The sequence below is a fragment of the Paenibacillus pectinilyticus genome (genome assembly GCF_001700435.1).
Lineage (GTDB): Bacteria > Bacillota > Bacilli > Paenibacillales > NBRC-103111 > Paenibacillus_E > Paenibacillus_E pectinilyticus.
On sequence record NZ_LYPC01000030.1, the window covers coordinates 97,535 to 113,069 of the forward strand.

The 15,535-nt window shown below is 46.4% G+C and carries 10 protein-coding genes; 8 read left to right on the plus strand and 2 right to left on the minus strand.

The window, feature by feature from the left end; genetic code table 11:
- Positions 1-128: 128 nt before the first annotated feature.
- The 7 genes from A8709_RS32265 (at position 129) to A8709_RS32295 (ending at position 12,534) form a co-directional block, all read left to right on the plus strand.
- Entirely contained in the window at positions 129-1,946 is a 1,818-nt protein-coding gene (locus A8709_RS32265; protein ID WP_065859047.1) for a sensor histidine kinase, read from the plus strand.
- Positions 1,921-3,534 carry a response regulator transcription factor gene (locus tag A8709_RS32270; RefSeq protein ID WP_065859049.1) on the plus strand — a complete coding sequence of 538 codons (1,614 nt, stop codon included), beginning with the start codon at positions 1,921-1,923 and terminating at the stop codon, positions 3,532-3,534. Before A8709_RS32265 ends, A8709_RS32270 begins: the two co-directional genes overlap by 26 nt.
- A gap of 126 nt (positions 3,535-3,660) precedes the next feature.
- Positions 3,661-4,995, plus strand: coding sequence for an ABC transporter substrate-binding protein (locus A8709_RS32275; RefSeq protein WP_065859051.1), 1,335 nt, complete (start codon positions 3,661-3,663; stop codon positions 4,993-4,995).
- Positions 4,996-5,061: 66 nt separating this feature from the next.
- Positions 5,062-5,940, plus strand: coding sequence for a carbohydrate ABC transporter permease (locus A8709_RS32280; protein WP_065859053.1), 879 nt, complete (start codon positions 5,062-5,064; stop codon positions 5,938-5,940).
- Complete coding sequence (locus tag A8709_RS32285) at positions 5,940-6,758, plus strand: carbohydrate ABC transporter permease (RefSeq protein ID WP_065859055.1); 819 nt, start codon at positions 5,940-5,942, stop codon at positions 6,756-6,758. Before A8709_RS32280 ends, A8709_RS32285 begins: the two co-directional genes overlap by 1 nt.
- A 20-nt stretch (positions 6,759-6,778) precedes the next feature.
- Complete coding sequence (locus A8709_RS32290) at positions 6,779-8,887, plus strand: alpha-galactosidase (protein ID WP_065859057.1); 2,109 nt, start codon at positions 6,779-6,781, stop codon at positions 8,885-8,887.
- A 569-nt stretch (positions 8,888-9,456) separates the two neighbouring features.
- Positions 9,457-12,534 carry a discoidin domain-containing protein gene (locus A8709_RS32295; protein WP_065859059.1) on the plus strand — a complete coding sequence of 1,026 codons (3,078 nt, stop codon included), beginning with the start codon at positions 9,457-9,459 and terminating at the stop codon, positions 12,532-12,534.
- Between the two features lie 99 nt (positions 12,535-12,633).
- Here the strand turns inward: A8709_RS32295 and A8709_RS32300 are convergent, their stop codons facing one another.
- Positions 12,634-13,482: an AraC family transcriptional regulator gene (locus A8709_RS32300; RefSeq protein ID WP_065859061.1), complete on the minus strand. Its 849-nt coding sequence runs from the start codon at positions 13,480-13,482 to the stop codon at positions 12,634-12,636.
- Positions 13,483-13,656: 174 nt separating this feature from the next.
- Here A8709_RS32300 and A8709_RS32305 point away from each other — a divergent pair, with 174 nt between their 5' ends.
- Positions 13,657-15,141: a tagaturonate epimerase family protein gene (locus A8709_RS32305; RefSeq protein ID WP_065859063.1), complete on the plus strand. Its 1,485-nt coding sequence runs from the start codon at positions 13,657-13,659 to the stop codon at positions 15,139-15,141.
- Between the two features lie 70 nt (positions 15,142-15,211).
- On the opposite strand, the gene A8709_RS32310 is transcribed toward A8709_RS32305, so the two are convergent.
- Positions 15,212-15,523 carry a hypothetical protein gene (locus A8709_RS32310; protein WP_065859065.1) on the minus strand — a complete coding sequence of 104 codons (312 nt, stop codon included), beginning with the start codon at positions 15,521-15,523 and terminating at the stop codon, positions 15,212-15,214.
- Positions 15,524-15,535: the final 12 nt, after the last annotated feature.

Sequence of the window (15,535 nt, forward strand, 5' to 3'; positions counted from 1 at the left end):
GAAAAGGACTCGAACAAAAAATTGAACATCAAGAAAACAAAATGTTGAATTGTCAGAAGCGGTAATGATGTTACAATGTGATATAATCGATCCAATTTTAATTTGAACAACAGGGAAGTTGGGATAGCATGATCAGGTGGCTATTTATTAATAGGAGCATCCGCACGAAGATTGTCTGGAGCAGTGTTCTGATCTCCTTGATCCCTATGCTCGTCCTTTCGATGATTTTTTACAAGTCGAGCACGCGTTCCTTGGAAAACTCGATGTTCCGCAGTTCGAACCAAAATGCCGAGTATTTATCTGGGTATTTGGATCAATATTTTAGCAATATTTCTTCGTCAGCCCTGCAAATATATGGCTTTGAGCGCATCCTTACTCTGATGGAGCATGGCGCTAATTACAATGATGCTGAAATCATTCAACTTAGGGAATCGATCAAGAATTATGATTTGCTGATTCAGAACAAAAACAAAGACATTATTAAGATCATGATCTTCGGCAAAGATAATAAGCTGGAAGATTCGTGGTCCAGGGCGGCTAGCTACGAGTCGGTCAAAGTGGATCAGAGCATTCCTCATTACAAGGAGATGCTCGATTTGCCATTTCAGCAAGCGCTAATGTTCACCTATACAGATGCGGTGCTGCAACAAGATTTTTTTGTGTATTCGATTCCGATTTATGATCCGTTTTATAGAACGAAATTCGGATCGCTTGTATTCTACATCCAAGGCAAGGAATTAACGAAGATGATTGAAGCGAACAATCACACACCGAATGTCATCGTGCTGCAGAATTCAAGTGGTGAGCCTTTTTATCAGACGAATACTCAATATGCTAATATTGTACCGAAGTACGCAAAGCCGGAAATCAGCGGGCAAAATGATCCGAAAGCTATCCAGTTTTCGAAAACGAAAGATTTACTTGTCGGCACTTCGCGTCTCAATTATGGGAATATGGCGCTTTCCATCGTGTATCCAAATCCGGAGTTAGAGCAGAATCGCAGGAATATTTTGCTGACGACACTAGTCGCTTTCATTTTCGTCATGCTAAGTATTGCCTTACTTTCGATTCTCGCACAGCACTACATTACCCGACCGATTAAGCTTCTTGGAAAAGCAATGAAAGCTGTCCGCAAAGGTAATTTTCATGTCAGTCTGCAGCAAAATGCGAATTATCGGGATGACATTTCGGAACTGACGGGAAATTTTAATTTCATGACAGATAAAATCAGAGAGCTCATTGAATCCGAGTATGAAATGCAGCTTCTCAATAAAGAAGCCCAAATTCTTGCCCTGCAAATGCAGATCAATCCGCATTTTCTTTATAATACGCTGCAGGCGATCGGCGGGAAGGCTGTACTCATTGGGGATTATGAAATTCACGAGATGTGCCGTGCATTAGGTGACATGTTCCGTTACAGCTTCTATGAAGGGAATGTAACGTCCACGATCGGTCAGGAGCTTGTGCATGTCAATAATTATTTGTACATCCAACAGCTTCGTTTTGAGGAAACATTGCAGATTGAATTGGATGTGTCCTCGGATCTCATGGACTGTGCCATTATCCGATTCGTCATGCAGCCCATTATTGAGAATGTCATTGTGCATGCCTTCAGCGAACGGGAAGAGGAGCACCCACTTCGGATTGGGGTTAGCGTATTTCGAGAAGATGATGCTGTTGTGTTGGCCGTGCAAGATAACGGACCTGGTATTGAGAACGATAAATTGATGGCACTGCGGTCATCGTTTGAGAACAAGTCGACGGATGTGTTCTATGGGGTATCGATCGGGCTCAAGAATGTTCATGAACGAATTAGACTCGTTTACGGACCGCCATTCGGCCTGGACATCGAGAGCGAGATCGGACTCGGAACGACCATCCGCATACGAATACCTTACAACCTTAATGGAGGTGACAGCTTTGTACAAAGTCATGGTCGTGGATGATGAATCGTTGGGAAGAAAATCAGTGAGTAAAATGATTAGTGAACTTGCTTTGAACGTAGAAGTTATCGCGGAAGCGCGGCATGGGGAGGAAGCCCTGGAGCTTATGCGAATCAGTAAGCCACACATCATTGTGACAGACATGAACATGCCGATTATGAATGGGCAGCAATTTCTTGAAGCCTTGTATACCAACTATGCGGAGATTAAGGTCATTGTCATTAGCGGCTACTCGCAATTTGAATATATGAAAGCGGCCGTGACGTATCAGGCTTGCGAGTACGTGCTAAAGCCGATATCCCTGTCGGATTTAAGGAGTGCGTTAATGAAAGCCATTGAAGCCAGCCACAACCATCTGACGCTTCAGCAGCAAAAGAAATTCGCGCAAGACATGTGGCAGGTCCGCAGAGAAGTATTCCTGCAGCATGTAACTAGCCGTCGTATCACGAATGTGGCCGATATTCAGGCGCAAGCGGAAGCGCTGTCGATTTCAAGCGCTGAAGGGAACTATCGGTTGGCGGTATGTATGTTTCGCAAATTTGATGATATATCGACCACGAAGTTCCATGGGAATGCGGACTTGTTGATGTATAGCATTGAAAATATTTTGACCGAAGTGCTGAACTCATCTGGGCAGGATGTTGTTCCGCTCCTCTACAAATCGGACGATAGAATGAAGCTTTGTCTGTATGTGCCCGATTCGGTCTACAAGGAGTCGCAGATTAAGCAATTACTTGCCACCTTCCATAGCGCGATTAACGAGATGCTGCGGCTAGATGTCGTGGCTGGGTTAAGTCATGTTTTCCATAAACTAGAGCGATTGTCGGACGCGTTTGATACTGCCTATGATCAGTTGAAAAACAACAAGCTGCATGCGACGTGCTTTGCAATTACAATGAGCCCCGCAGATCAATCAAGCGTAGTGGTACCTGTCTCTCCAGATTTGTTGACCGTATTTGAGCTGAAGACGATGCAGCAAGCGTTTGCCGCTGGCAACGCTATGGAAAGTCGCGAACTGCTGCACAAATTACTGCAGAAAGCGGGTACTGTGAGCGGCGTGTCCATTCGTCAGGGTCAGAGAGCGCTTACAAAATTAACGGAGGCGGCCGCCGCTGAGATGAAAGAATTGACCTTGTCCTATCCGCAGCTTTTTGATGCTCGTTCGATTGCGGGTATTGTTGATTTCAACCAGTTCAGCCTATTCATAACCCAGTTCGTTACAGCGATTGAGGACTATCATGCGAGCAAAGGAATGACCCCATCCGTTTACTCGATTCACGAGATTGCTGCCTTTTTGGATGCGCACTATTTTGAAGATATCAGTCTGATTGACATCGCGACACGTTTTCATCTCGACCCGAGTTATTTAAGTAAGCAGTTTAAAACGGTGACCTCTGAAAACTTCATTGAGTACGTAACGCGTAAACGGATGGAAAAAGCATGCGAGTTATTGCACTTGTCCGATCATAAAATTAATGAGATTTCGGAGCTTGTGGGTTATGAAAATCAACGCTATTTTAGCCAAGTATTCAAAAAATTTACAGGACAAACCCCATCGGAATACCGAGATCAGCATGCTGGCATCTCCTAATTCACAAAATTTTGAACATCGAAACGACAATTTATTTTATTACGATTCCTTCTTTCAAAGCGTAAGATAGGATTCAGAACGAGCCATTCGTGTTCTAAACCGAGATTGAGGAAGAGGGGTAAAGATATGAAAAAGTTTGCAAGTGCAGGTCTTTCCGCAACGATGGTGGCCCTTTTATTGTCAGCTTGTGGCAGCAACGGCAGCACCAATACAGCAAGTACAGGGACACCCGCTGCGAGCAGTGACAGCAAGCCTACGGCTGCCGCAACGGCCAAAGTAGAGAAGCCGGTTACGATTACCTTCATGCATTTCAAAAGTGATGTGACTGACGGTGTAGCCAAAATCGTTGAGCAGTTCGAAAAACAAAACCCTAACATTAAGGTCGAGGTACAACCTGTTAAATACGATGATTACTACACATTACTCAAAACGAAAATGGCTAGCGGCGACATTGTGGATGTGTTTACTTTAAATGCGGGCAGCAATACGAAGCTGCTGCATGATGGCGGTTATCTGGAAGATTTGACAGGAAAAGATTTCATGTCGAACTTCGATCCAGGCGTATTGAAAGCGCAAGCAACCGACGGCAAAAACTATATCATGCCCGTTAACGCGACGCCAATTGCTGTTTTTTATAACAAAAAAATATTCAGCGATCTGGGGCTTCAAGTTCCTAGAACGTACGATGCGATGATCGCAGCAGCTAAAAAGATTAAAGATGCGGGCAAAACACCTTTCGCCCTTGGCTGGAAAGACACCTGGACGTTAGGCATGTGGTTAAGCCGAGATCTGCCAAGTAACACAGCGCTTGTAGAGAAGCAAGCAGACTTCTTCTCCAAAATTGAGAAGGGCACAGCCAAATTTGCTGATAATCCGGCTTCTAAGACCGTAATCGCGCATGCGCAAGATTTGTTTGACCTTGGGAACAAGGACCAGCTCGGCGTTGATTACAATGGGGTCGTAGATCTCTTTTCCAAAGGCGATGTCGGTATGATGTATATGGGTACTTGGCCTTTAGCGGATATTCAAAAGAAAAATCCAGATCTATATAACACGGGCATAGGCTACTTCCCGTATCCATTCAGCAATGACGAAAGCTTGAATAAGCTCGAATTTAACCCGGATGCTTCACTCGCTGTGAACAGCAAATCAGAGCATAAAGAAGCGGCTTTAAAGTTCTTGTCCTTCATGGCGAGCAAAGAGGGCGGAGACGCATGGGTAAAAAATATTAATTCGCTCAGCTATGTTAAAGGTGCATCTACCGACATCGCGCCAGCGGTCAATGATTTGAAGCCGTATTTCGATAAAGGGCTTACGTATGATTCCCAATCCTACATTACAACGACGATTGATTGGACCAATCAATTCTCGCAATACGTTCAAAAAGTGTTCTTTAAGAAAGCAACGCCTGATCAAATTATTAAGGATTTGGATGACTGGGTTGCCAAAAATCACAAATAACGACAGAGTTATAACGGCATAGGCTTGCTGCCTATGCCGTTATGCATCAGAAAGGGAATAACACCTATGGGAAGCTTAAAACGAACGATCCGTGGTGAGTTCTGGTATGTCCTGTTTCTTATTCCGGGTATTCTATTATTTACGTTAGCCGTGCTCATTCCTCTAGTGATGGGGGCCCGCTATTCCTTCACAAGTTGGGACGGTGTATCACGCAAGCTGACGTATATTGGCTGGGAAAACTACGTGCATGCCTTCCAAGACTCGGACGTATGGTCCGCACTTGGAAATACGTTTAAATATGCCATTATCCTCATGGTGCTGATCAATGTTCTATCTCTTCTATTGGCCTTGCTTCTGGATTCTTATTTGAAATTGAAAAACTTGTTCCGCACGCTTTTCTTCTTGCCGAGCATCCTTTCTATCGTTTTATCCGGTTTTATTTGGAAATATAATTTCAGCACGGGCTTTCCCAAGCTGTTCAGTATATTCGGCTGGGATGTGACAAGTCCGCTTGGCAACCCAGATCATGCCTTGTTTGGATTGATTCTCGTAGCCCTATGGCAGGGCGTGGGTGCGCCAATGATTATTTATATTGCTGGTTTACAAGGCATTCCAAGCGAGCTTCTAGAGAGTGCCAAAATGGACGGAGCCGGCATGTGGCGGGCGTTCTGGCATGTCACATTACCGTTGCTTGCGCCTTCGATAACGATTAATCTGCTCCTTGTTTTGACAGGATCATTGAAAGTGTTTGATCTTGTATGGGTCACCACGCAAGGGGGACCAGGCTTTGCGACGGAAGTAATCACGACGTTCATCTACAAAACGGCCTTCAATTCCTTTAAAGCCGGCTATGGCATGGCGTTATCGATGATGTTCTTCGTCATACTTGTCATTGTGACCATTGTTCAATTATCCATTTTCAGAAGACGGGAAGTGGAGATGTAATGAAATTAACACGAATCAGCACATTCGTTGCGGTCGCCATACTGGCTATCCTCTTTGTATTTCCAATGTATGTTGCTCTGCTTATGTCACTCAAAACAGCCAAGCAAACCTTCGACTCCTTCTATGCGCTGCCGACGAGTTTGAACTTTGCTAATTATACGCACGCGTGGAATACGTCCAAATATCCTGCTGCACTGATCAACAGCTTAATTGTTACAGCGATCTCCGTCGCGTTGATTATCTTCGCTTCTGCGCTTTCCGGTTATGCGATTGCACGCAGGAATAAGCCGTTCTATAACTTTATATTCATCCTGTTTTTATCGGGTATGATGGTGCCTTTTCAAGTTATTATGCTGCCGTTGTATCAGATCGGCAAATCGTTTCACCTCGTCAATTCCCATTGGGGACTTGCACTGATCTACGGTGGTTTCGGTGTGCAGATGGGCGTGCTGTTTTACACCGGTTTTGTGAAAGGGATTTCCCGTGAGATCGAAGAAGCCGCTAGGATTGATGGGTGCTCGACACCGGGGATTTTTATCAGAGTTGTCATGCCTTTACTGAAGCCGGTTACGGCGACGGTACTCGTCTTAAATGCGCTGTACATTTGGAATGATTTCTTACTTCCGCTGCTTTATCTGCAGGACAAAAATTACCGGACAATCCCGCTGCAACAGTATTTTTTCTTCGGTCAATACAGCAGTGACTTAAATCTTGCGTTTGCGTATGCCGTTATGGGCATGATTCCGATCATCATCTTTTTCTTATTTATGCAGAGATTCATCATTAAAGGGATTGCCGCTGGGGCAATCAAAGGCTAGATAAAAGGGGGACGGTAGAAGTGCCTGTAACATATTTGGACAAAGAAAATATCTTCGAAATCCGTACGAATCACTCCTCTTACGTGTTTGGAATCAACGAGAAAGGGACCCTTCAGCATGTATATTGGGGTGCGCATGTAGAGGCCGCGGATTGTAGTCATTTACTAGGTGGCAGACTACACAGCTCTTTTGATGCGGAAATCGATCGGGAGACCGAAGAGTACGGAGGCTGGGGTGGCTGTCATTATGCCGAACCGGCGTTGAAGGTTTCGTTTGCTGATGGCGTAAGGGACTTGAAGCTGCAATATGAAGGGCACCGCATAGCGAGCGATAATGAGGTTGTCCTTCGCTTGGTAGATGTGTTTTATGCGATACGCGTTGAAGTTCATTACAAAGGGATACCTGAACACGATTTAATTGAACGTTACGTGCAGGTATACAACGGGCTAGATGAACCCATTCGTATCGAGCAGGTCATGGCAGCCGTCTGGACGGTGCAGGCTCTGCCTGATTACCGAATGACACATGTGACAGGGCGTTGGGCGGGCGAGTACCAATTAAGATCGACGGTCTTGTCCGAGGGTAAAAAGGTGCTGGAATCGCGCAGAGGATTCACGGGCCCACATGCCAATCCATGGTTCGCCATGGACAATGGAAAGGCAGATGAAACATCCGGTAACGTATGGTTCGGCGCGCTTGCATGGAGCGGCAACTGGAAAATTGTTGCGGAGAAGACGACGTTCGGGCATGTGCGAATCGTAGGGGGCGTGAATGATTTCGACAGCTCCTTCGTGCTAGCATCGGGTGAAGCATACACTTCACCGGTATTCGTCGGCGGATTCACTTCAGGCGGTTTCGGTCAGATGAGCCGCAGCCTGCACCAATACCAAAGGGATTACGTGCTTCCGACGAACAAGCTGCGCAAAGTGCTGTACAATTCCTGGGAGGCGACGGAATTCGCCGTCACGGTGGAAGGGCAGAAGGAGCTGGCACAGCAGGCAGCTAGATTAGGTGTGGAGCGCTTCGTCGTGGACGACGGCTGGTTCGGTCAGCGTCACAGTGACCGAGCGGGCTTGGGCGACTGGTATGTGAATGCCGAGAAATTCCCCCACGGTCTAGAGGAACTAATTGACCATGTGAAGGGACTAGGGATGGCGTTCGGCCTTTGGGTCGAGCCGGAATCAGTTAATCCGGACAGCGACTTATATCGAGCACATCCGGAGTGGGTGTATCAATTCCCGACGCGTGAAGGTACGCAGCTGCGCAATCAATTGCTGCTGAATTTGGGGCTGCCGGAAGTGAAACAATTCGTTCTCGATTTCATGACGACATTACTTACGAAGTATGACATCTCTTTCATCAAGTGGGATATGAATCGAACCGTTACGGAGCCAGGCACGGCTGCCTCAGGGCACCAGACAGAGTCCATATGGATGAAGCATGTGGATCACCTGTACGCTATTTGGGCGGAGCTTAGAGTACGTTTCCCCCATGTGGAATTTGAGACTTGCGCAGGCGGCGGCGCGAGAATTGATCTTGGTATTTTGCGCTATGCGGATCAAGCTTGGATTAGTGACAACACCGATGCGCGCGATCGGCTAACGATTCAAGAGGGTTTCACATACGCTTACAGTCCGGCGGTCATGATGTGCTGGGTGACCGAGTCGCCGCACAGCTTTAACGGCAGAAGCCTCCCTCTATCGTACCGATTCCATAGCGCGATGATGGGTGGATTAGGCATCGGGGCGGACATCAGCAAATGGTCCGTAGCGGATTTGGAAGAAGCGAAGCACTATGTGGCGCTGTACAAGGAAATTAGGCCAGTTATTTTAAGTGGCAGCTTATACCGCCTCTCTTCGTTGAGAGATTCGAATGTGGCGGCTTATCAATACAATAGCATAGATAATAGCGAGATCGTTGTGTTTACGTTCTTACAATCGCAGCATTTTGGTTCCGAAGTACGGAACTTACGTCTGCAAGCGCTTGAGCTTCAAGCGTCTTATGAAATACTGATGGACAATGGGGAAGCGGTCGTCCGTCATGGTTCTACACTCATGCACCTTGGCGTTCCATTGACATTGCGCGGGGATTATAAGAGTTCAATGATACGTCTAAAACGATTGAATTAGGTTGGAAGTGAGGAGGGTCCCGGAAGTAGATTTTACTACTTCTAGAGTAGCTATTTTCATTTTACCAATAAGCATTCGCGGTGGTCTTATCGCACGAATAATCGCAAGATCAGAAACAATAGGCACGCTAGGACTGCTTATCAGGCAAGTATGCTGCTCAAAATGGCACCTCATGCGACCAATACGCACTCGCCTTGGTCTTATCGCCCGAATAATCACGATTTCTGTAGCAATAAGCACACGAGGATTCCCTATTCGGCAAGTACTCGCTCATACGAGGCTTTGGTTGGGGACTCCGAGTGTATCTTGCCCAAAAAGTATCGGCCAGTGACCTGATGTTCCATTCAAACATCAGGTCACTGGCCGAGTACATTTTATGCTTGGTGGTGGCCACTGGGCCATGTTAGTTTGGGACTCCACCTTTTTCACTGGAATCGGCCCCATCTTAGGAAGCTAAGTCACAAAAATTGAGACATATTCTCCACAAAATATTGGATTTAATTGCACCTGGATGGAACGTTATAATCGGAATTGTAAGCGTTAACAGAAATGAAAACAGGAGGGAATTCATGATTAAAAAATCTCTTTTAGCCATTGCCGTTTTCGCAGTGATGTTTGTCGGTTTGCTGCAAGCAGGAGCCACGAAGGCATTGGCCGCCACAGTCAACATCTCTCAGACAGGGAATGTCGTAACCGCATCGAATGGGACGCTAACGATCACCTACGATTTGTCGACAGGTAAAGGCAATTTCAGTTCCGGTTCAACGAGCATCATCAGCAACTTCTACTCCGATTACGGTGTAACGGGAAGTTCAACACGGATCAGTTCTTTCGATGCAGGGACTCGATCAGCGAGCTGGGCAACAATTGGCACGGATGGTTATGGCATTAATGGTAAAAAATTAACCATTACCAATACGCTGACATCAGGTTCATCCATTATTCTTTACATAACCCTGTATGAGAATAAACCTTTTGCACTAGCCAGCATGACGGTGACGAAAAGTACTTCGCAAAGCATTAACTTCCTGGAGCCGATTGCAGCGAATAATTTGGACATTGGCACAGGTACGGATAAACGGATTTACACAACGCCATACAATAATAATTACGATTACGGCGTTGCGCCTGTGAATGATTTTGGTAACGGTGAGAATCAAATCGATCGTACAAACACCTCAACGACTACTTGGGGCGCGTTTGACGGTACGAGTTATTGGGTGGCTGCTATGTTCGATAATACGAGCAAGCAAGGATTTATTGCAGGTGCTGCCAATACGCCTAACTGGAAGAGCATGCAGTATTTGCATCAAGCATCCACGGCTAATGGTCCGTTAACGGGATTTTCAGTCTATAATGCGGGTGGAGCGCAAAGTGGAACCTCAATCTCGTCGGATAAGTTTTTCCTTGGCTATTACAGTAATTACCAAGATGGTCTGGAGCAATTCGGTCAAACGTATGCCGTAGGTGAACCGAAGCTCTCATGGACCGACGGTGTGCCGATGGGCTACAACAGCTATTACAGTTTCTACGGTCTGCCAACGGTAGATGCCATGCATGGCATGATTGATTATTTTGCCGCTAACCTGAAACCATTGGGCTACACTTATATGAATCTAGACTGTTGTTATAAAGGAACGTCAGGCCAAGCGTATCCCACTGATTTCCAAGCTTATTCCGATTATGTGCACAACAAGGGCTTGAAAGCGGGCAATTACACAGCACCTTTCTTTATTTACCAAAAGCTGACCGATACGGTTCCGGGGGCTCCTACGTTCACGTTCCAAGATATCGCGCTTAAGGATAGCACGGGATCTCCAATCCAAACGTATCTCGGCGCAGGCACGTACATCATTGATGCGACGCATCCAGGGGCGCAAGCTTATCTGAAAAATTTGATGGATGTCGATTTCGTCAATGTGGGAATGGATTATGCGAAGCTGGATTTTCTGGATCTGGGCATGTATGAAGGCAACCATTATGATGCTTCCAAAAACGGGATGCAGGCATACCGTATCGGCATGCAGATCATGCGCGACGAGCTGCTTTCGGCTACGCAGCATATTTATATTAACGAATCGATCGCTCCGCTGCTCCCTTCTGGGTATGCGCATGGCAGAAGATCAGGGATCGACACAACCATTCCGCTGCAAGGTGATCTCTATTCGGGTATCGAGCGTCAAGCCTTTAACTCCGCTGCATCCTGGTGGACGAATGGTACACTTTATACCTATAATGACCCCGACATGGCACTGCCCGAAAATATCGCAAATGGGTTTTACAAGAATACGCTGAATCAGAGTAAGCTCTACGCGACGGTAACGATGCTTGAAGGCGGACATAACATTATTGGAGACAACGTTCCATTTATTTCGGAAGATCGAATGAAAGCTCTGACGAATCCATCTTTGATTGCTCTATCTGGACAGGGGAAAGCGGCTAAACCCATTAAGATGACGAACTTTTACCATAAGCTTGAGCATTCGCCGTCAGCCATTTACTCCACGGATACAAATGGTGATAAAATCGTTGGATTGTCCAACTGGAACATGAACAGTTCGGCTTCTACGACCGTAACTTTCGCTGATCTGGGGCTTAGCGCAAGCACGACTTACACGATTACAGAGCTTTATAGTAACACCAAAATCGGCACGTTCACTGGCAGCTATACACGACTGCAGCAACCAGGTGAATCCGTTATTTTACGAATTTCACCGACGAGCTCCGCTTTGCCACTTGCTCCTGCGAATTTGGCGGCAGGCAAAACAGCAACAGCCTCCAGCTTCTATTCGGCGGGCTACGAGGCTTCCAAAGTAACAGATGGCGACATTTCAACACGTTGGAGTGCTGCGGACAGCCAATATAATAATCAATGGGTGCAGATTGATTTCGGTGCTGCAACCAGCGTGAACCGTATTGCCGTCAAAGAATACGGCTATGGCAATCAGAATTTCCAAATCAATACGTACAATTTGCAGTACTGGAATGGAACCAGCTTTGTTAATCTCAAGAACGGATTCACGATCGGAGATAACCGAGTGTTTGATTTTCCAACCGTTTCAACGTCGAAGATCCGAATTTATGTGGGCAAAGCCAACTTCTTAGCGTCGATTAATGAGATAGAAGCCTATAACATAACTGGCAATACAGGCAGTATGATCGATCAGGACAACAGCACTGCAACATACAGCTCGTACTCGGATATTCGCGCTAATCTACAGCGCATGCAGACGTTCTCCTTAACGTCCAGCAGCTTGCCGAGAATTGATATGTATCTGTATGAGAGCTATGTGAGCAAAGTGCCTGAAGACAATCTCTACATCGATATCGTGAAGCTGGATGTGAATAACAATCCTGTGCAAAAGCTGTTTACAGCAGCGCTGCCATCGAACAATATTCCTGGAGCGGCAACTCCTTACGCCATCTATCCAAAACTCACTGGGCTTGATACGACGCAGAAATACGGCATTATTTTGCGCTCGCCTGCTTCGCTCGATGATGGTTCAACGAACAATAAATATGGATTTGCTTACAACGACAGCAATACATACACCGGCGGTGTTGAACGGGTTTCCACAAACGGGGGCACAACCTGGAGTACGGAAAATAGCGGAAACCGGGATCTGATTTTTACCATTTACAAGTAATAGTAAGTGAAAACAGGGGATTCGCCATTAGGAGCATTACGCTTCTATTGGTTAATCCCCTTTTCTTTTTGGATGGCATCTTTAGATTTCATGTCTTGATTACCGCACAACAGTCGACTGTCGATACCGCAATGGCGTCATTTTCGTCATTTGCCTGAAAACACGTCCGAATTGCACAAGAGAACCGAAACCTACTTGCTCAGCGATCACGATCACTTTGAGCTTGGTCGTAGCCAACAAACGCTGCGCTTCCTGAACGCGAACAAGGCTCACATACTCAACTAGCGAGAAGCCAGTAATTTCTTTGAACATCCGGCTTAAATAAGCAGGACTGATTTCAAATCGCTCGGCGAGCTCCTCGAGCCGCACGGTTTCCGCATAATGCGCATTGAGATAGCGCACGATGGTTGATATTTTGCGATGCAGGGGTGAGACATGCTCAGGTGATGTGACGGGATGCATACGAACGAAGCGGGCAGTGAAAAGGAGCAGCTCAATCAAATACTGCCGTATTGCAAAAGCTTGACCGAGCAGAGGCTCGCGGGCTTCTTGCATTAATTTGCCTAATAGATCCTCGACAATCCGCCGTGTAGGCAGATCCAAGCGAAGGACAGGTGAAGTATGTTGGAACGCATTCAAAAGGAAGGGAGCTTCATCTGTTGCGTTTTCAACAAGGCTGTCTGCGAAATTAATGACGACGCGTGCATGTCCTAGTTTATCGGAATCTGAAGTGGCATGAAGCTCGCGACGATCAATGAGTACAAGGTCTCCAGGCAAAATGAGATATGAGCGGTCACGAATGAAATACATGCGTTCTCCTTCATATAAATAATAAAGCTCATACATCTCATGCATATGTTGAGTCCGCTCGAAGGGACCTGAACGATGAATGTGTTGAAAATAAAAAGGACCTTCATCTTCATTGCCGAAGGTAACGGTACGCGACATGGCTGATCTCCTCCCACTTGAAGGTTGTAAAGGAAGTATAGCACAATTCGAGTGAAAGATATGAACAGTTTTCGCCTAAAATAGGAATAGATGAAGAGAAAATTCTCTTTACTTGCGATATGATGAAGCTATAGAACAATAGCAAACGCTTGCATTTATGAGGAGGATTATTAAATGAACGCACTAATAGAAGCCTTACGGGCAGGGAAAGTAAGCGAGTTTTCATCGGAAGTCATCAACGTATATGGCGCATCTCAAACACAAGTGGGAGATACCACGTTGCTTATGGTGCGGACAACATCAGGCAAGCAACTACTTGTAGTTGGGTCTGGAGAATTATTCGATCAATTGCAAGGAGAAACTGTTGAAGGCGGGAAAATAGCCCCTCTTTCTCATGAAAACCGTTTGATCATCAATCAATTATTGCCATATACAGCACCTCAAGCTTTCGGTACGCAAGTAGCGACGATGGGCTTAGGTGATCGCCTTGGAATTGCAAGTCCTGGACATATCCAAACGATCCGTGGTAAAGATATTCGCCCTGTTTTGGCTCAGCAAAGTATTCGTGAGCTTGCCTTGACGGGCCGCACGTACGAGGATGTTCTGGATGCCGCGGCTTATGCGGTTCTGCAAGAGGGCTACACGGACGGATATGGCGCGGATGGCGACCATTTGAAGAAAGAAGAGGATATTGAGTACGCGCTGCGCCTTGGATTTACGATGCTGACGCTGGATTGCTCCGAGAATATCGATAACACCATTGAATCCATGTCCGAAGCGGACATTGCCGCGAAATACGAGCAGCTGCCAGCCAGCTTGCGTAATCGCTATGAAGAGCGCTACTTGCAAACGGCACCGAATGTGCCAGGAGCAACACTTGCTTATACGGCAGAAGCGTTGAAGAAAGATGTTCTCATTTATGATGCGGCTATCAATTTCATGGAAGCGATCTACCGTAAGTATATCGTTACCTTAGATCGTGCGGTCGATTTCGAAATTTCCATCGATGAAACAGCGACACCAACCTCCCCAGAGGCCCATTACTTGGTAGCTAATGAGCTTCGTGACCGCGGTGTTACGATTTTCAGTATGGCGCCACGCTTCTGCGGCGAATTCCAAAAAGGGATCGACTACATCGGCGATATCGCGCAATTTGAGCGTGAATTAGCGAGTCATGCGGCCATTGCTGTGCATTTTGAATATAAGTTGAGTATCCATTCCGGCAGTGATAAATTCAGTGTGTTCCCGTTGATCGGGCAATATACGAATGGTTTATTCCATATCAAAACTGCGGGTACGAATTGGCTCGAAGCGGTACGTGTTGTAGCCAAAGTGAATCCGACGCTTTATCGCCGTATGCACCAATATGCGCTTGATCACTTTGTGGAAGCGACAGCTTATTACCACGTTACGACGGACATTAGCGCGATCGTTCCACTTAGCGATGTAACAGATGCACAGCTTCCTGATTACATGGAAGAAAATAATGCGCGTCAATTGCTGCACATTACGTACGGTTTGCTTCTTCAAGCGAAGAATGCTGACGGCAGCCGCACGTTTGCAGATGAATTCTTCCAAACGATGGCTGAGCAAGAGGCTGTCTTTGCTGAAGGACTGCGACATCATATTGGCAGACATTTGGAGCTGCTAGGTAAATAATCGACGATAACCAAAAACGCCGCGAACGTCCCAATTACGGGTGTTAGCGGCGTTTCTGCGTACCTAGTACCTAGGACAAGCCTTCGGTCGATTCTCCTATTGCATCATCTGCGCCAGGATAATCTCTTGTAATGCCTTCATGCAGTTCGCGATTTTCATAAGCAAAACGATTGGTCGGACGTTGGTCCTCTCGCCAAGGGGTGCTTTTTCCGAGTGACTCTGACAGCATGCTTGTGCCGTAGGGTCCTTCCGGAAACTCCTCAGGAATCATGTCGTTTCGCTGTGACTCAACGGACTTGAGGTCAGTGTACGCAGCGAGGCGGTCTTCTGAGAGGAAGCCTAATCCCTCTACATGGTTGACTTGTGATGACTTTTTACGCATGGATAAGCCTCC